The sequence below is a fragment of the Kangiella marina genome (assembly GCF_039541235.1).
Taxonomy (GTDB): domain Bacteria; phylum Pseudomonadota; class Gammaproteobacteria; order Enterobacterales; family Kangiellaceae; genus Kangiella; species Kangiella marina.
In genome coordinates this window covers 1,683,354-1,699,873 of record NZ_BAABFV010000001.1, presented here as the reverse complement: position 1 = coordinate 1,699,873, position 16,520 = coordinate 1,683,354, and the positions used below count along the sequence as shown (strand labels likewise).

Genomic DNA, 16,520 nt, shown 5'->3' with positions numbered 1-16,520 from the left:
CCATGAACGATGAGTACAAAACAATTATTCAACAGCGACAGCCGCAGGATATTGAGATTTTCCATAATGTTCACCCTGATGTGAAGCCGCCGCAAACCGATTTAGAGGATATTTACACTGAGCATCAGAAAATTAACGATTATCGTTCATCGGGCGAGTTGATCCGCAGCTTAGCTAGAACCATAAAAAGATGGCGTAAACACATGCCAAAAGACGCTGAGCCTACGATTGTGGCTATGCTAAACGGCGGGCTTCAAGTTCAAGTCTCGCGCTTAGTCCAAGAATCGTTCCACGGTATACGCATTGAAGGGACGGCAGGGGGAAACCCATGCATGGTGCTTTCTCACCAAAACAACGTTGAGTTGTTATGTTATGTCCAAAAGGTACCAGAAGAAGAGCCAGAAAGACGCATCGGCTTCGTCATCGACGGCGAAGAAACCGAAGAATAAATAAAGAATTTAATGCAGGGAACTAACTAAATAGCTTCCTGCAATTCGTCATCGAAATTGACCACTAAGTGCAAGTCTAGTTTTTCAGCTAAAAACTGTAACTCTTTCTCAAGTTCATCAATATCAAAAACATACTCCGTTGAAACCTGAAATCTAACCTTGTAAGCCTTTTTCCCTTCGTTGCAGATATAACTCTTGCGAGACAACTCATCAACTACTAGCTGATTTTGAGCTAATGCTCGAAGTAACTCAACGTCAACGGCTTTTTCTTTCAAACCATACAACTCAATTTCAAAGCGAGTTTTATCGTCTGTAAATGAATTACTCGACGAATTGGCAGGAGAAAATTCGAATTGAAGTTTGTCAGAGTTTAAACTTTCAAGGCAAGCGCGGAAGCGCCCAAAGTAGGCCATATTAAGGGAAATATAAAATAACCCATTAAATGTTTTATCGATTCGATTAAAACGTGAAGCCTGTAGATTCCCGTTAAAACGATTAATAATTTCAGAGAGTGTGACAATAATTAAATCATTATCACTTCCAGTCACAGAAACAATCACTTCCATGTCGTCCATCTCTGAATACCGCACACTATCACTACGTTCAGTTTTATTGCGCATACTGTATTCACTCCATAGATTCCACCAGCACATTAAAAAAGTACTACAGTTTTAGTTGTGATGCAAATTACAAAGCTTTGTTAAATGTAACAGTTCATTATTGCTATCCAATGATTCTGCTTCTAAGATATTGATTATTCTAAGCAATGGAGTCGCACCATGAGAAAAATATTGTTTACCTTAGCATCTATCGCCTTAGTCACCGCGTGCGCAACGTCGCCAACAGGGCGTAATCAGGTGACGCTGTTCCCAGAATCACAAATGTCGCAAATGGGCTCTGCAGCCTTTACTTCTATGCAGCAAAGCGAAAAGGTCTCTAGCGACAGGAACCAAAATCGTTATGTGACTTGCGTGGTCAATGCCCTTGTTCCTGAACTCAATACAGTGGCTCCTGATATGAACTCGACACGTTGGGAAACCAAGGTTTTCATCGACGATAGCGCCAATGCTTTTGCGTTACCGGGTGGCAAAATTGGTGTTCATACCGGTATGTTCAACGTTGCCGGTAATGCTAGCCAACTGGCGGCGGTGCTTGGGCACGAAATGGGCCATGTTTGGGCAAGACACGGTAATGAGCGGGTATCACACCAATACATTGGCACAGCTGGACTTCAACTCGCGGCCATATTGTCGGGTGAACCAACCGCTGAAAAACAGCAACTTCTCGGCCTGCTGGGTGTCGGCACGCAAGTCGGAGCCTTAAAGTTTAGCCGCACTCATGAGAGCGAAGCTGATGAAATTGGCTTAACATTAATGGCCAGAGCTGGGTTCGATCCCAGAGAAAGCGTTGCACTGTGGAAGAATATGGCCAAACAAGGTGGCGGCGGTACTCCCGAGTTTTTATCGACGCACCCAGCCACGGATACCCGTATTCGAGATTTACAAGCGCAGATGGACCAAGCTTTGAAACTTTACCAGCAAGCCAAAGCTCAAGGTAAGCGACCAAACTGCCACCTGTAGCTAGATCTCAGCTATTTTTTTGAAGGGCATAAAAAAAGCGGACTGAATGTCCGCTTTTTCTTTATCTTAAGCTTTGCTTTCCAACGGTATTCTCAGTAGTGAGCCGTTTACTCTTAGCGAGAACGCTTACTGATCGGCTAAATAGCCACCGCGCTCGAAAATACCTTCCATATACAAATCTTCAAAATCTTTCACTACCGACTTTTTCACTTCGGGAAGTGATAGTAAATTTTCACGCCACTTCACAATCTTCTTGTAGTCACTCACTGGGTCGATGCCAATATTGTCAGCAACGATCTGTGAGCGCATCAGAAAGGGTGCAAAAGCACTGTCAACAAGACTAAAAGACTTTCCTTCGAAGAACCCTTCATTACCAATCTTACGTTCTAAAGGTGCTAATTTCTTTGTCAGGTCTTCTTCAATCTTAAGATAAGTTTCTTCACGTCGAGCTTGAGTCAATTGGTGCTGGGCGTTAAATAAGCTACTGCTAAATTCAATCCAAGCACGATGCTCTGCTTTCTCCAATGGATCTTTGGGTAACATTGGCTCACCATGAGTTTCATCAAGATACTCATTGATCACCGCCGACTCAAACAGTACGCGGTCTTTGACACGCAGCAATGGCACTTTGCCAAGGGGAGAAATTTCTAAAAACCAGTCTGGTTTTTTTTGCAGGTTTATATACTCGATGGTGAAATCAATCTTCTTGTGCAATAAGGTAATGACAGCTCTTTGTACAAAAGGGCATAGCTTAAAGCTTATTAATATTGGTTGTTCTAAAGAAGTCATATCCACAACTTTAAGTTAGTATCTAAGGCTAATGTAAAACGGATTTGTCCGAAAAGCAACAATCCATTTTGCTTTTAAAGCATGCAAAAAAAAGGCTTTCCGAAGAAAGCCCTTTCCATGTTTTAGTGTTCGTGACCACCAGCGCCGTGGACGTGACCATGTGATAACTCTTCTTCACTTGGCTCACGAACTTCAACGACTTTTACGTCAAAGTTAAGCGTAACACCGGCTAATGGATGGTTACCATCAACAGTTACCGTATCACCGTCAACTTTTGTTACAGTGATTAATTGTGGGCCTTGTGGCGACTCAGCGTTAAACTGCATGCCTGGCTCAACTTTTTCCACGCCTTGGAATGCTTGCATAGGCACTTCTTTGATTAACTGCTCGTGGCGCTCACCATAAGCTTCTTCAGGCTTGACTGTAACTGAAAGCTCATCTTCAACAGCCTTACCCACGAGTGCATTTTCCAAACCAGGGATAATGTTTTTATGACCATGCAAATAGGCCAATGGCTCATTACCCTCAGATGTATCAACCAATACACCCTCTTCTGTTTTCACTGTGTATTCAATCAATACGACTTTGTTTTCTTCAATTTGCATAATCAACTCACTTTCTATCTATAAAAATTTTACCCAGACATCATGCTGGGTACGAAATACAATTCTCGTCAAATACAAAACTCTGGGAAATAAAAGAATATGAAGGGGGAGATCTACAGGGAAACTCTTAAGCAGAGTAGCTCTTCAGCAGAGCAATCAAATTTTGACTCGTTTATCACTAGAAATAAACATGGGGGTGGTAACGTTAATTACAACCCCCATGTTTACATTCAATTTTCAATCAAGGACCAAATCAGAACAACCCTTTGGGTTTATCCCGGACAACTTGGTCAGAAGCTAAATATTTACTATAAGGACCATAAAGCTCAAAAGCCCGAATTTTTCGCGGCATTTTCGCAACTGCAGCACACCAAGAAGTTAGATTTTTGTTCTACGGCAAGGCTTTTGGGTTTAGAAGTGAGGGAGTGTATATATAAATACATGACCGAACTTAATAAGCCCATCTCCATACAAAACTAAAAAAGCTGATATTTTTACTCAAGAACAAGGCTTTTTGATAAAAAGCAAGGGCGTGTATATCAAACACACAACCCAGTTTTTATCACAAGTAACGCAGTTATTGAGCAAAAAGGCCGCTTTTAGCTAACTTTTTTACCAGCTGCTTGCTGATCCGCATGATACGACGATCTCACCATCGGCCCACTCGCAACGTTCGTAAAGCCTAAGTCTTCGGCAATTTTACCTAACTCATCAAATTCTTTCGGCGGCATAAAACGCATGACCGGATGGTGGTATTTACTTGGCTGCAAGTACTGTCCCATGGTTAACATATCGACACCATGCGCACGCAAATCTTTCAGCACTTCAATAATTTCTTCGTTGGTCTCGCCTAAGCCAATCATTAAGCCTGACTTAGTTGGAATACCAGGATAGCGCTCTTTAAATTGCTTCAGCAGATCCAGCGACCATTGATAGTCCGCACCTGGACGCGCCTGTTTGTATAAACGTGGCACTGTCTCTAGGTTATGGTTAAAGACGTCTGGCAAACCCGCTTCCATCTTATCCAGCGCCACTTCCATACGACCACGGAAATCAGGCACTAAAACCTCAATCTTTAAGCCGGGATTTTGTTCACGGGCAACTCGAACGCAGTCACTGATATGCTCAGAACCGCCATCACGCAAGTCATCACGGTCAACCGAGGTGATCACCACATAATTCAGCCCCATCGATTTAACCGAATCGGCTAAGTTCTGCGGTTCTTCTGGATCAAGCGCTAACGGACGACCATGCGCCACATCGCAGAATGGGCAGCGACGTGTACAAATATCACCCATAATCATGAAGGTCGCAGTACCGTGACCGAAACACTCCGGTAAATTCGGGCATGAAGCTTCTTCACACACTGTGTGCAGCTTATTGTCACGCAACATGTCTTTAATTTTAGTGATCTGATTGCCATTCGGTAGGCGCACGCGGATCCAATCCGGTTTACGCGGCATTTCTTCCGTTGGCATAATTTTCACTGGAATGCGCGCCATTTTCTCTTCAGCACGCATTTTATGACCCGGTACGACTTTCCCCGTAACTTTTTTCTTACGAGGAGTAGCCTGTGCAACAGACTCAGGTTTTGACATAAAAAGCACTCAAACCTTACCCAATTACTCAGGTAGGCCCTTCATTTCAAGACGGCTATTATAGCCTAATTTGCTGCATAAATGATCCACTAAATCTGGCTGAACTCGCTCCAGAGTTTCGGGACCAGCTCGCTCGGCGATGTGCGTCATCGCCATCCCTTGATAACCACAAGGGTTGATCCGAGCAAATGGCTCAAGATCCATATTAACATTCAAGGCCAAGCCATGAAACGACTTGCCCTTTCTGATTCGTAATCCGAGTGAACAGATTTTCGCTTCCTCGGTGTATACGCCTGGCGCGTCTGGGCGCGGATAAGCTTCAATGCCATACATCGCCATCGTATCCACAACAGCATCTTCAATTGCTGAGACCAGATCTCGGGGCCCCATACTTTTTCGACGCAAATCGATCATAAAGTAAGCAACCAGCTGGCCGGGGCCATGATAAGTGACTTGGCCGCCACGATCCACCTGTACCACAGGAATATCGCCGGGAAACAATAAATGTTCGGGTTTACCAGCCTGACCCTGGGTAAATACAGGATCATGCTCCACTAACCAAATTTCGTCCGTCGTATCGTCGTCACGTTCATCGGTAAAGCGCTGCATCCGCTTCCATACGGGGACATAACTTTCATGCCCCAGTTCGCGGATTATAATGGTATTGTCGTTGCTCATAAAATTTGGGCCAAGCGATTGGCTATGAATTATCCTGTTACAGGGTCATTTTAACGCCATCAACGGTGAATACGTCTTTATACATGGCATCTACTTGCTCGCGGTTCTCTACCGTTACCATGAATGACAAGGACACATAATTACCGTCGCGACTTAATTTTGAAGAAGGCGAATAATCGTTAGGCGCATGGCGATTAACCACTTCCGCCACTTCCATATCAATGCCTTCACGGTGAACAGCCATGACTTTGAAGCATATTTCGCAAGGAAATTCCCAAACTTTATCACGATCATATTGTGTCATAATATTGTTCCACCACTAAACTGCTCCACCACTAATTTCACCCAAGTATAGTTGCTCTTTCAACTCTTGGTAATATTGATACATTTGACGCCATACAGGGCCTGCGACGCCATCTCCTATTGTAACATCATTTACTTTGATCACTGGGCGGATTTCCTTGGTTGAGCTGGTCAGCCAAATCTCATCGGCCAACTCTAATTCATGCTCCGGGATCGCCCGCTCTTCAAACGGTATGCCATGGCGCTGCGCCAAGGTTAAGATAAACTCTCGGGTCACCCCAGCCAGTAGGTGTTCGCTTAATGGCGGCGTAATAATAACACCGTCGCGCACGATAAACAGGTTGCTAGAGGTGGCTTCACTGGCCTCACCGTTGCGGACTAATATGGTGTCATCAGCGCCAGATTCAAGCGCTTTTTGCTTGAGCATACAGTTTGCCAGCAAAGTGATCGCTTTGATGTCACAACGCTGCCACCGAATATCGTCCTCAGTAATCACTGAATAGCTTTTAATATCAGAAGCTTGCCAATCTTTTTGCACAGGCGGTAACGGCGAAATCATGGCGAAAACCGTAGGCTCACCAAGAGTTGGGATGTCATGATGGCGATCAATATAGCTGCCACGAGTCACTTGCAGGTATATCGAAGCATTCTCAAACTCGTTACGCTCAATCAACCCTTCGCACAGCGCTAACCAATCCGATTCTGGCAGTTCGAAGTTCATCAAAATAGCTGACAAACTCTTATGCAACCGACTGATATGACTGGAAAAACGGAATGTTTTACCGGCATAAACTGGTATCACTTCATAGACCCCATCACCAAACAAAAAGCCCCGATCAAGGACCGGGACTGTGGCGTGTTCTAAGGTGAGGAATTCACCGTTTAAATAGGCTACTGACATTTTCCATCTTATATCAATCGGTTATCACTTATAGTGTTCTAATATTAAGAGTAATGTTTACCACTAATCTTCAAACCAAAGCGCCATCGAATCCCACATACGACCAAAGAATCCTGCTTCTTCAACAGCGTCTAATGCCACCATTGGCATACGTTTCACAACCGTATCACCCATGTGAAAGTACACCTCACCGACCACTTGGCCTTTTTTTATCGGTGCGATCAGTTTGCCATTTAACTTGTAGTTGGCTTTCAACTGATCTTTTTCGCTTTTAAGTACCGTTAGCACGGCGCTTTGCGCTAGACCAACCCCAACCTGCTCTTCTTCGCCTTTCCACACTTGCGCCTGCTTTAGTGCTTTTCCAGCAGCAAAAGCTTCAACATTGGTGTAAAAACGGAAGCCATAATTCAGTAGCTTGCGACTTTCGCCAGCACGCGCACCCATGCTGTCTGTCCCCATGACCACAGAGATTAAGCGCATGCCTTGTTTCTCAGCCGATGACACCAAACAATAACCCGCAGCTTCAGTATGCCCTGTTTTAATGCCATCAACGCCTAATGTGGTATCACCCAACAATTCATTACGGTTTTGTTGAGTAATGCCGTTATAGGTGAATTCGCGCTCGGCATACATGCTGTAATCTTCCGGGAAATCTTTAATCAACGCACGAGCCAGCTTCGCTAGATCACGAGCCGTGGTTTGATGCTGCTCATGAGGCAAACCAGTACTATTCATGAAGAAGGTGCTGTTCATGCCTAAACGCTTGGCGTACTGATTCATCAGATCCGCAAAAGCTTCTTCGCTGCCCGCAATATGCTCCGCCATGGCGATACTGGCATCGTTACCCGACTGAATCACAATGCCACGATGCAAGTCTTCGACCGTAACGTATTTGTTTACTTCGACAAACATCAACGAGCTGCCTTTTAGCTTCGGATTTTGTGCCCAAGCATTCTCACTGATAAGCACTTTATCGTCGCTTTTGATATTACCTCGGTGTAACTGATCGGCGATGATATAGCTGGTCATCATTTTGGTTAAGCTCGCTGGCGGCAACTGCTCATCCGCATTTTGCTCCAAAATAATCTGACCGGTTTCATAATCCATTAACAACCATGAGCTTGCATCAACACTCGGTTTTGCTGGCTGGATAGCCTGCACAGAAGCCGTGGCTAAGAACAGCACAACACCAATAATCATGACACTTAAAAATTTATGCTTCATCATTTTAATACTATCTACTTAATCGAATTTAAAATCATCGCAACAGTTTACTCGCTGCTGCGCTAATAAATAGGTAACTAATCGGTCACCACGCGTGGTGAACCAAAGCTGTATTGCTTTAATTGCGACAAGATCGCTTCTGCCGCGCGCGCATCCTCTAAGGGACCAATTCTCACTCGATGCAAACGCTGCCCATTAACATCAATTGGCGTTAAGCTGATGGGCTGGCGAAAAAACTCACGAAGCCTTGCAGCTAAAGTATCCGCACGCATCTCGTCAGAAAATGCGCCCACTTGAACATACAACTCCGCGTTATCGTGCTGTTGCTCCATCGGTGGAATTTCCAGCTCACCACCGGTGTTTGCAGCTGTCTGTCGACCACCTGGAGATGCTAGAACGGTCACTTCCACTCGCGCAGTGCCACGGTTTTCATAGCCCAATTTTTTTGCCGCAGCATAAGAGAGATCAATCAGGCGATTCTTAAGAAAAGGACCGCGATCATTAATTTTAACGACAACAGAATCCCCGGTATCAATATTCGTCACCCTGGCGTAACTGGGTAATGGCAACGTCTTATGCGCAGCCGTGAACTGGTACATGTCATAAACCTCACCAGAAGACGTGCGTCGGCCATGAAACTTTTGTCCGTACCAACTGGCAGTCCCTTCTTCTCGATACCCATGACCGCTGGCCAAAACGTGATAAACCACACCGTCAACCTCATAATACGGAGGATTCCCAAAAGGACTTTTTTCTTCCACCCGCGGTGTTGGCTCAGATACCGGCCCATTTTGGAATGAACTAGCGGTACCATCTGGTGCATAGTCGGGGATCTTTCGATCGGCGGCGCTACCATACTCGGGCGCCTCGTCATCACTGCGCACACCACTTGTGGTGGTACAGGCACTTAAAAACCCTATCAAAATCAATGCGCTAACGAATTGTGTTGTTTGTTTTAAAACCATTCTTATGTACTCAAACTGCTTTTTCTCAATGAATTAAGATTCGCTGTTATTGGCCGCATGCTTGGCGGCAGCGGCTTTTTGTTGTTTGACATCATACTCAGCTTTTATCTCTTGGCTCAGTTGATGAACCGCCATCGCATACATCGGGCTACGATTATAACGGGTAATCACGTAAAAGTTGTGAAATCCCAGCCAATAATCATAACGGTTTGGCTGTTTATAATGATAAATGCCGGCGATATCTTGATCCTTTGCCTGTCCAGTGTAATCCAGCCCTGCCTGCTTTAGGGCTGCGACGGTAAATTGAGGCTTGAGTTGATCGTTTTTAAACTGGTTCGCCATCGACTCATCGACATCAACAAATTCAGCCACTGGCTCACCTAAACGCCAGCCATGAACCTTAAAGTAGTTGGCGACACTGCCTATCGCATCGGCTTTATTATCGAATAAATTAATCTTGCCATCGCCATCAAAATCCACCGTGTAATGACGGTAAGAAGTCGGGATAAACTGGCCCATGCCCATGGCGCCAGCATAAGAGCCTTTTGGCTCTTCTAACGTCCAGCCTTGCTCACGAGCGAGGACAAAATATTGCGCCAGCTCTCCGGCGAAGAACTTACCACGTTTAGGATAATGGAAAGCCAGCGTGCTGATGGCATCCAGCACCGGATAACTGCCTTGGATTCGACCATACTTGGTTTCAACACCGATAATTGCGGTGATGATTTCCGCAGGCACTTGAAATTCCTTTTCCGCTTTTTCAAGTAGCGCTTTGTTTTCTTCTAAAAACGCCACGCCTTGTTTAATGCGGCTCTGCTCAATAAAGATGGGACGATACTCATGCCAATCTTTGCCCTCTGCGGGACGACTAATCGCATCCAAAATACTTTGACGCTTTTCTGCTTTCGCTAGCATCGTCGTAATATAGTCTGCGGTAAAACCATGTTCATCCTGCATATACTGAGCAAACGCTTTTGGTTCAGTCGGTGCTTCGCCAGCATTTGCTGTACCAAACACTCCAAAACCCGAAGCTAGTAACATTGTCGCTAGTATTTTTTTCATTAAGTTCTCCTACAATGCAGAGCCAAAACAACAAATATGTAGACTGAAATCATGCCAGTCACAATTACAATTGGCGAGACTTTATGCCGAATGCAGTCTTCGATGAGTCTGGATCGACATTAATATTCCAAAACTCGCCATCAAAGTCACAATCGAGGTCCCACCGTAACTAATTAACGGTAATGGTAACCCGACCACTGGCAGCAAACCACTGACCATGCCAATATTTACGAACAAGTAAACAAAAAAGGTTAAGGTTAAGGCCGCACCCAGTAACCGGCTGAAACTATCTTGACCCTGTAAGCTGATATAAAGTCCACGCCATATCACAAAAAAGTACAGCGCCAACAAAATAATAATTCCAATTAAACCGAACTCTTCGCCGAGTACCGCAAAGATGAAGTCGGTGTGACGTTCTGGCAAAAACTCCAGCTGCGACTGTGTGCCATTAAGCCAACCCTTTCCATAAATACCACCGGAACCAATCGCAATCTGCGATTGAATAATATGATAGCCCGAGCCCAATGGATCGCTTTCTGGATTCAAAAAGGTCAGTACTCGCCCTTTTTGATACTCTTCCATCGTGAAGTACCACATAATCGGCGCCAATATCAGACCAACACCCAGCGCTCCTAAAATGTAGCGCCAACGTAATCCAGCAAAGAAGATGACAAAGAAACCCGAGGCTGCGATCAACAGTGACGTCCCAAGATCAGGCTGAATCATAATCAACACTGTCGGCATAATCACCAACACCAAACTCACTAATAAGTGCTTAAAAGTTGGTGGTAAAGCTTTATCAGCAAGGTAAGCCGCCACCATAATCGGCACCGCTAACTTCATAATTTCTGAGGGCTGGAATCTTACTCCAATGTCAATCCAACGTTGCGCCCCTTTGCTCGATTCACCAAAAAACAGCACGGCCAACAAGAACCCAATCCCGACAACAAAAAACAAGGGCGCCCACTCTTTCAATGTTCTCGGTGCCACTTGGGCCAATAACAGCATGACGGTTAAGCCAGCACCAAATCGAATGAGCTGGCGTTTAACCAAGGCCAAACTTTCACCACCTGCGCTGTAAACCACCAACAAACTAAACACCATCAATGCCAATAAACCGACTAAAAGCGGCACGTCGATATGCAACCGCCACAGTAAACTTCGGCGCGCTTTATGAGTATTGGCCGCACTAGTTCGCAGCGCCATTGGCGGTCTCCTCTTGATTCTCAGCGGTCTCAGCTTGGTTGATGGTTAACACTTCTAACAAATAATAATCTAAAATTTCGCGCGCTATTGGTGCTGCATTCGAGCCACCACCGCCAGCATTTTCCATCATTACGGCAAGCGCTATTTTTGGCTGCTCAAAAGGAGCGTAACCGATAAATAGGGCATTATCATGGAATTTTTCTGCTATTTTTGTGGCATCGTATTCCTCGTCTTGAGCAATACTTCGCACTTGTGCCGTCCCGGTTTTACCCGCAGCAACATATTCTGCATCAGCAAACGCCGTCTTCGCTGTACCTTTTGGGGGCTCGGTCACTCGCTTCATGCTATCTTTAACCAGATCGAGCCAGCTACCATCGCTGGTATCAATCTGATGATAAGCCATCACAGGCGTGTTGGCCTCATAAACATTGTCTTGAGCAAACTCTTTCGCCAACTGAAGGTTATAGCGAATACCATCATTCGCCAGTACCGCCGTTGCATTAGCCAATTGAAGGGGAGTAACCGTCCAGAAGCCCTGCCCGATACCAATATTTACCGTATCGCCGTTATACCACGGTTCGCCACGCGCTGATTTTTTCCACTCCCGCGACGGCATGATACCGACCTTTTCTTCGACAATATCAATGCCTGTTTTCTGGCCAAACCCAAACTGCGTCATGCCTTCATGGATATTGTTAATCCCGAGGCGTACTGAAAGATCATAGAAAAAGGTATCACACGACTCGACGATGGCCTGCATCACACCGACTGTCGCACCATGGCCCCAGGCCTTCCAGTCACGGTATCGATGATCATTATTGGGTAAAGAAAACCAGCCGGGATCAGCGACACGTGTATTGGGTGTAATAACACCATCCTTGAGGCCCAAGAATGCCAAGTGTGGCTTAATGGTTGATGCTGGTGGGTAAGTTCCTTGTACTGCTCGATTGTAGAGCGGACGCTCTGGTGTTAATAACTTGGCATATTCTTTGCTGGAAATTCCCCCAGTAAACATATTGGGGTCATAAGCTGGCTGACTAACCATGGCTAACACCCCACCAGTAGAAGGCTCGACTGCAACCACTGCACCCCGTACGCCCTTTTCTTTCATCAACTGGGTTATTTTCCGCTGCAAGCCTAAGTGCAAATAAAGGTGGATATCTTTACCCGCTTTCGGCTCTTCCCGCTCCAAGACGCGAACCACCCGACCACGAACATCGGTTTCCACTTTCTCGCTGCCTACTTCTCCGTGCAACTCATTCTCATAATATCGTTCCAGCCCTAACTTACCCATTTTACTGGTCGCAGCATACCGCTGACGGGTCGTGCCGATTTCCTTGCTTTGTTGCACATCCTTTTCATCCATCCTGATCAGATCGTCTTGAGTGATAGCGCCCATTCTTCCTAAAACATGGACAAGACTGGCGGCATAAGGGTAATAGCGCTCTAACCTTGCTTCGACACTAACCCCGGGGAAAAAGTGCTGACTGGTCGAAAATACAGCGACCTCTCTTTCGTCAAGATTGGTTTTTATGGCGTAAGAGTTAAATTTAGGGCGGAACTTGACCTGCTCTAAAAATTTCGCAACTTGCTCATCGGAAATATCAAACATCTCGCGCAGTCGAGCAATCGTATCCTGCATATCATTAACTTGCTCGGGAACGATTTCCAACGCAAAAATTGAGCGGTTTTGCGCCAGAAGCTTGCCCGACTGGTCGTATATGAGACCGCGAACAGGGGCGACAGGTTGAACTCGAATACGGTTGTTTTCAGATTGAGTTTGGAACTTATTGTGTTCAATGACTTGTAGCTTAAACTCACGAACTAAGAGAAAAATCATCAACCCAAAAACGATGATCAGAGCGATCACACAACGCACGAAAAACATTGAAGTTTCTCGACCGACGTCTTTAATGGCTTCGCGTTGTTTTAACATAGAGGATGATTAAACCATTGCTGAGGTTTCTGTTTCACATCTGTAATTGAACATTATTCTCGATGATATGGATGATTCACCGTCACCGACCAGGCTCGATATAAGGACTCCGCAACAATGATCCGAACCAGAGGATGCGGAAACGTTAAATTCGATAAAGAGATTTTTTGGTTTGCTCTATCTAAACAAGCTGGCGCTAGACCTTCCGGGCCACCGACAAATAAGACGACATTGGGATGATGCTGTTGCCAGTGTTCAATTTGCTGCGCAAGTTGTGGTGTCGACAGTTGCTTACCTTTTACATCCAAAGCGATAACCCAGTCTCCACTCGAAACATGGGACAACATGGCCTCGCCCTCTTTGTCGGTCAAGCGTGCGATATCCGCATTCTTTCCGCGTTTGACCGCCGGAACTTCGATCAGTTCCAACTGAAAATCTCTGGGGAATCGTCGGGCATATTCGTCGTAGCCTTGTTCAACCCAGCTTGGCATTTTTTGACCGACGGTGATTAAGCGTAGCTGCATGGCGTCACACCAACGAGATTACTGTGAACGAGCTTCTTTCCAGTTGGGATCCCACAGCTTTTCTAACTGATAAAAGTCTCGGGTTTGAGCTAGCATGATGTGAACCACCACATCGCCTAAATCCACCAGTACCCATTCAGCAACATCATCGCCTTCGACACCCAGTGGTTGTACGCCCTGATCCTTCATTTCGCTCACTAAATTGTGCGCGACTGATTTAACATGACGATTCGATGTACCGCTGGCAACAACCATATAATCGGTTACTGTACTCAGGCCGGTCACGTCTAACACGCTGATTTCTTTAGCTTTTAAATCTTCTAACTGTTCAACAACAACGTTCTTTAATTGCTCGACTTGCATTGATTACCTTAACTCTTAGGGTTTAAGCCATATAGGCCATGCTGATTCATGTAGTCTAGTATACCATCAGGTAATAGGAATCGGGGTGAAAAGCCTTGATTTATTTGCTCTCGAATGTAGGTCGACGAAATATCCAGCTGTGGCATTTGGCAAAAACCAACTTTGCCAAAGCGGTGCTGCGGAAGCTCATCCAGCGACTCAATCGAATGTTCATGATAAAAATCAGCGACCTCTCCAGTAGTTGGTAACTGACTGCTCGGGCGACCCACGACCAAAATGTTAGTCAACTTCATCAACGCCTTCCACTCATACCACTCGTTGAGCTTTTCAAAGGCATCCGTCCCCATCAAAAAGACCAAACAAGCATCACCCACCTCCTGCCGAATATTGCGCAAAGTCACCACGCTGTAACTCGGCTCATCGCGCTCTAGTTCGCGCGTATCAACCGATAGCTGGGGATATTTTCCGAGCACCAACTGCAGCATTTCAATACGCTGCTGTGGCGTCGCCCCAGGCTGTGGACGATGCGGCGGATAGGCGGCGGGCATTAATGAGACTTTTGCCGTTGGGAAGCGGTTCAACATTTCCTGTGTCATGCGCAGATGCCCAAAATGCACAGGATCAAAGGTTCCACCGAGGATGATATGGATTGGCTTATCTATAGAGGTGGACTTACTCATCTGTCACGACTCACGACATACCAAAGGCTTTTTTAAGATCGCTCAAACCTTCAGTAGCCGCCTGCGAAGGCTTTTGTTTAGAGGGCTTTACTGTGGCTCGGAAAGGATTAACGCCAGCAATTAAGCAAACCACATAAGATAATTCTTGCCACACATCAATATCCGCTTGGCCTTTAACCCCTTTATCGATCATGGTTAAGCGCTGAATCATCGCATACCATTTTTTGACGCTGCCCTTGCTTAGAGCCACCTGTAACACTTTCTGTTTTTTGGGCCAGACACGGTTAGCCTTGAAAATCTCTGGAATCGAACTGCCTGCTGCAATGTCTTCTGACCATTTGGCAAGACTTTGGCATTCGCGCAATAACTGGTTAACGATGGGCAAAGGATAAGTTCCTTCGGCTTCAATACTGGCCAGCATACGCAAGGCACGATCGGCTTGGCCCGCTAAACAGGCATCGCCCAGCTCAAACGTCGAGTAGCGCGCGTTTTCGCCGACATACTGGCGAATATTGTCGCCAGTGATCACGTTACCTTCAGCTAGCAACGATAACATCTGCAAGTCTTGATGCGCCGCTAGTAGATTCCCCTCACAGCGCTCGATTAAGACTTGTACAGCGTCGTTATCGAGCTGCACATTCAGATTCGTCGCACGCTGACGTAACCAACCGCCTAACCGCTCCGCAGGGATCGGCCATACCTCGACCACGATGCCCGCTTGCTCTAGCGTTTTAAACCATGAGGTACGCTTTTCGTTGGAGAGCTTTGGCGCCGTAATTAATAAAACATCACTTGGCTGACTATTGATAAAGCTTTGAATCGCTTCGCCTTGAGCTTTTTTTATGGACTTATCAAATCGCCACTCAAGCAAACGACTCTCGGCGAACAGAGACATGGTTCCAGCCTGATCCGTCAGTGGGTTAGCCGCGTTAGAATCTTCAATGATTTGGCGTTCCAGTACACCCTGTTTTTTGCAATGGCCTCGGATCTGATCCGCCGCTTCCATTTGCTGCCAAGGCTCATCACCAGCAACCAAGTACACTGAGACTCTTTTATCAAGCCCCTGTTGATTTAATGTTTGCTGTAATTTTTCAGGATAAACCTTCACAAATGATCTCGTTAATTTGGCGTAAGGTGATGCGTTGTTGCCATCTGTAATAACAGGCGATTGATCACACCTTGATGCATATCGTCGATTAAGCGTTGCTGCTCATTCACTTGCCCTGACTCCAGCGTTCTCTGATAAGCAAATTCACGACGACTGTTAAGAGTTTGCGTTTCCGGCTCCCCCTCTGTCACCATGTGTGGTGTTAGCAGTTGATATTGCAGCGTAAAAATCAATTCCAACTCACTGGCGCGCCCAAAACTATCACGAGCAACGGTACGTTTCTCAGTACTGTAACCCACAATCGCCAACTGCATCTGTGAATCTTCAGCAGCCTCCACCAGGTTAGCCCCTTGATAGGCCAAGCGTTGTTTCAACGTTCGCTCAAAATCCGCATTAGGCGTTTTACTCAATAACCAAACATTGGCTCCATCCAGATCGGTTCCAGCGCCACGCAGGTGAAAGCCGCAAGCCGTTAACAAACCACTCAAGACAATCACTATCAGTAATAAACGTGTTTTCATTAACATCCTAATATTCGCGTTTAACTTT

The 16,520-nt window shown here is 45.8% G+C and carries 19 protein-coding genes; 2 read left to right on the top strand and 17 right to left on the bottom strand.

The genetic code is table 11. The annotated features are described in order from the left end of the window. Positions 1–2: 2 nt before the first annotated feature. Positions 3–449 carry a hypothetical protein gene (locus tag ABD943_RS07725; RefSeq protein ID WP_345292607.1) on the top strand — a complete coding sequence of 149 codons (447 nt, stop codon included), beginning with the start codon at positions 3–5 and terminating at the stop codon, positions 447–449. 26 nt (positions 450–475) lie between these two features. Here ABD943_RS07725 and ABD943_RS07720 read toward each other — a convergent pair whose 3' ends face one another. Next, positions 476–1,069: an ACT domain-containing protein gene (locus ABD943_RS07720; protein ID WP_345292606.1), complete on the bottom strand. Its 594-nt coding sequence runs from the start codon at positions 1,067–1,069 to the stop codon at positions 476–478. A 159-nt stretch (positions 1,070–1,228) separates the two neighbouring features. Between ABD943_RS07720 and ABD943_RS07715 the strand changes: the two genes are divergently transcribed. Next, complete coding sequence (locus tag ABD943_RS07715; RefSeq protein ID WP_345292605.1) at positions 1,229–2,029, top strand: M48 family metallopeptidase; 801 nt, start codon at positions 1,229–1,231, stop codon at positions 2,027–2,029. A 126-nt stretch (positions 2,030–2,155) separates the two neighbouring features. Here ABD943_RS07715 and ABD943_RS07710 read toward each other — a convergent pair whose 3' ends face one another. The 16 genes from ABD943_RS07710 to ABD943_RS07635 all read right to left on the bottom strand — a co-directional run bounded on the left by ABD943_RS07710 (position 2,156) and on the right by ABD943_RS07635 (position 16,492). After that, entirely contained in the window at positions 2,156–2,818 is a 663-nt protein-coding gene (locus ABD943_RS07710; RefSeq protein ID WP_345292604.1) for a glutathione S-transferase family protein, read from the bottom strand. Between the two features lie 122 nt (positions 2,819–2,940). Next, positions 2,941–3,423 carry an FKBP-type peptidyl-prolyl cis-trans isomerase gene (locus ABD943_RS07705; RefSeq protein ID WP_345292603.1) on the bottom strand — a complete coding sequence of 161 codons (483 nt, stop codon included), beginning with the start codon at positions 3,421–3,423 and terminating at the stop codon, positions 2,941–2,943. 599 nt (positions 3,424–4,022) lie between these two features. Next, the gene (lipA, locus tag ABD943_RS07700) at positions 4,023–4,943 is read right to left on the bottom strand and encodes a lipoyl synthase (RefSeq protein ID WP_345292697.1); all 921 of its coding nucleotides are present in this window, start codon (positions 4,941–4,943) and stop codon (positions 4,023–4,025) included. 102 nt (positions 4,944–5,045) lie between these two features. After that, positions 5,046–5,699, bottom strand: a complete 654-nt coding sequence (lipB, locus tag ABD943_RS07695; RefSeq protein WP_345292602.1) for a lipoyl(octanoyl) transferase LipB — start codon at positions 5,697–5,699, stop codon at positions 5,046–5,048. 37 nt (positions 5,700–5,736) lie between these two features. Continuing rightward, positions 5,737–6,003, bottom strand: a complete 267-nt coding sequence (locus tag ABD943_RS07690) for a YbeD family protein (protein ID WP_345292601.1) — start codon at positions 6,001–6,003, stop codon at positions 5,737–5,739. Positions 6,004–6,018: 15 nt separating this feature from the next. Continuing rightward, positions 6,019–6,903, bottom strand: coding sequence for an aminotransferase class IV (locus ABD943_RS07685; protein ID WP_345292600.1), 885 nt, complete (start codon positions 6,901–6,903; stop codon positions 6,019–6,021). A gap of 63 nt (positions 6,904–6,966) precedes the next feature. After that, positions 6,967–8,130, bottom strand: coding sequence for a D-alanyl-D-alanine carboxypeptidase family protein (locus tag ABD943_RS07680; protein ID WP_425559457.1), 1,164 nt, complete (start codon positions 8,128–8,130; stop codon positions 6,967–6,969). Between the two features lie 74 nt (positions 8,131–8,204). Further along, on the bottom strand, positions 8,205–9,092 hold the full coding sequence (locus ABD943_RS07675) for a septal ring lytic transglycosylase RlpA family protein (protein WP_345292599.1): 888 nt from the start codon (positions 9,090–9,092) through the stop codon (positions 8,205–8,207). A gap of 33 nt (positions 9,093–9,125) precedes the next feature. Further along, positions 9,126–10,154, bottom strand: coding sequence for a lytic murein transglycosylase B (mltB, locus tag ABD943_RS07670; protein ID WP_345292598.1), 1,029 nt, complete (start codon positions 10,152–10,154; stop codon positions 9,126–9,128). A gap of 81 nt (positions 10,155–10,235) precedes the next feature. Then, entirely contained in the window at positions 10,236–11,360 is a 1,125-nt protein-coding gene (gene rodA / locus ABD943_RS07665; protein ID WP_345292597.1) for a rod shape-determining protein RodA, read from the bottom strand. Further along, the gene (gene mrdA / locus ABD943_RS07660) at positions 11,344–13,296 is read right to left on the bottom strand and encodes a penicillin-binding protein 2 (protein ID WP_345292596.1); all 1,953 of its coding nucleotides are present in this window, start codon (positions 13,294–13,296) and stop codon (positions 11,344–11,346) included. Before mrdA ends, rodA begins: the two co-directional genes overlap by 17 nt. Positions 13,297–13,349: 53 nt before the next feature. Beyond that, the gene (gene rlmH / locus ABD943_RS07655; RefSeq protein WP_345292595.1) at positions 13,350–13,820 is read right to left on the bottom strand and encodes a 23S rRNA (pseudouridine(1915)-N(3))-methyltransferase RlmH; all 471 of its coding nucleotides are present in this window, start codon (positions 13,818–13,820) and stop codon (positions 13,350–13,352) included. A gap of 18 nt (positions 13,821–13,838) precedes the next feature. Then, the gene (gene rsfS / locus ABD943_RS07650; RefSeq protein WP_345292594.1) at positions 13,839–14,183 is read right to left on the bottom strand and encodes a ribosome silencing factor; all 345 of its coding nucleotides are present in this window, start codon (positions 14,181–14,183) and stop codon (positions 13,839–13,841) included. Between the two features lie 8 nt (positions 14,184–14,191). Continuing rightward, positions 14,192–14,863 carry a nicotinate-nucleotide adenylyltransferase gene (gene nadD, locus ABD943_RS07645; RefSeq protein WP_345292593.1) on the bottom strand — a complete coding sequence of 224 codons (672 nt, stop codon included), beginning with the start codon at positions 14,861–14,863 and terminating at the stop codon, positions 14,192–14,194. A 10-nt stretch (positions 14,864–14,873) separates the two neighbouring features. Then, on the bottom strand, positions 14,874–15,971 hold the full coding sequence (gene holA / locus ABD943_RS07640; RefSeq protein WP_345292592.1) for a DNA polymerase III subunit delta: 1,098 nt from the start codon (positions 15,969–15,971) through the stop codon (positions 14,874–14,876). A gap of 11 nt (positions 15,972–15,982) precedes the next feature. Next, positions 15,983–16,492, bottom strand: a complete 510-nt coding sequence (locus ABD943_RS07635; RefSeq protein WP_345292591.1) for an LPS-assembly lipoprotein LptE — start codon at positions 16,490–16,492, stop codon at positions 15,983–15,985. Positions 16,493–16,520 lie beyond the last annotated feature (28 nt).

What these genes read in the sequence shown, in the direction of transcription:
- ABD943_RS07725 (WP_345292607.1), top strand. Translation starts at nt 3, where the DNA reads ATGAACGATGAGTACAAAACAATTATTCAACAGCGACAGCCGCAGGAT.
- ABD943_RS07720 (WP_345292606.1), bottom strand. Translation starts at nt 1,069, where the DNA reads ATGCGCAATAAAACTGAACGTAGTGATAGTGTGCGGTATTCAGAGATG.
- ABD943_RS07715 (WP_345292605.1), top strand. Translation starts at nt 1,229, where the DNA reads ATGAGAAAAATATTGTTTACCTTAGCATCTATCGCCTTAGTCACCGCG.
- ABD943_RS07710 (WP_345292604.1), bottom strand. Translation starts at nt 2,818, where the DNA reads ATGACTTCTTTAGAACAACCAATATTAATAAGCTTTAAGCTATGCCCT.
- ABD943_RS07705 (WP_345292603.1), bottom strand. Translation starts at nt 3,423, where the DNA reads ATGCAAATTGAAGAAAACAAAGTCGTATTGATTGAATACACAGTGAAA.
- lipA (WP_345292697.1), bottom strand. Translation starts at nt 4,943, where the DNA reads ATGCGTGCTGAAGAGAAAATGGCGCGCATTCCAGTGAAAATTATGCCA.
- lipB (WP_345292602.1), bottom strand. Translation starts at nt 5,699, where the DNA reads ATGAGCAACGACAATACCATTATAATCCGCGAACTGGGGCATGAAAGT.
- ABD943_RS07690 (WP_345292601.1), bottom strand. Translation starts at nt 6,003, where the DNA reads ATGACACAATATGATCGTGATAAAGTTTGGGAATTTCCTTGCGAAATA.
- ABD943_RS07685 (WP_345292600.1), bottom strand. Translation starts at nt 6,903, where the DNA reads ATGTCAGTAGCCTATTTAAACGGTGAATTCCTCACCTTAGAACACGCC.
- ABD943_RS07680 (WP_425559457.1), bottom strand. Translation starts at nt 8,130, where the DNA reads ATGATGAAGCATAAATTTTTAAGTGTCATGATTATTGGTGTTGTGCTG.
- ABD943_RS07675 (WP_345292599.1), bottom strand. Translation starts at nt 9,092, where the DNA reads ATGGTTTTAAAACAAACAACACAATTCGTTAGCGCATTGATTTTGATA.
- mltB (WP_345292598.1), bottom strand. Translation starts at nt 10,154, where the DNA reads ATGAAAAAAATACTAGCGACAATGTTACTAGCTTCGGGTTTTGGAGTG.
- rodA (WP_345292597.1), bottom strand. Translation starts at nt 11,360, where the DNA reads ATGGCGCTGCGAACTAGTGCGGCCAATACTCATAAAGCGCGCCGAAGT.
- mrdA (WP_345292596.1), bottom strand. Translation starts at nt 13,296, where the DNA reads ATGTTAAAACAACGCGAAGCCATTAAAGACGTCGGTCGAGAAACTTCA.
- rlmH (WP_345292595.1), bottom strand. Translation starts at nt 13,820, where the DNA reads ATGCAGCTACGCTTAATCACCGTCGGTCAAAAAATGCCAAGCTGGGTT.
- rsfS (WP_345292594.1), bottom strand. Translation starts at nt 14,183, where the DNA reads ATGCAAGTCGAGCAATTAAAGAACGTTGTTGTTGAACAGTTAGAAGAT.
- nadD (WP_345292593.1), bottom strand. Translation starts at nt 14,863, where the DNA reads ATGAGTAAGTCCACCTCTATAGATAAGCCAATCCATATCATCCTCGGT.
- ABD943_RS07635 (WP_345292591.1), bottom strand. Translation starts at nt 16,492, where the DNA reads ATGAAAACACGTTTATTACTGATAGTGATTGTCTTGAGTGGTTTGTTA.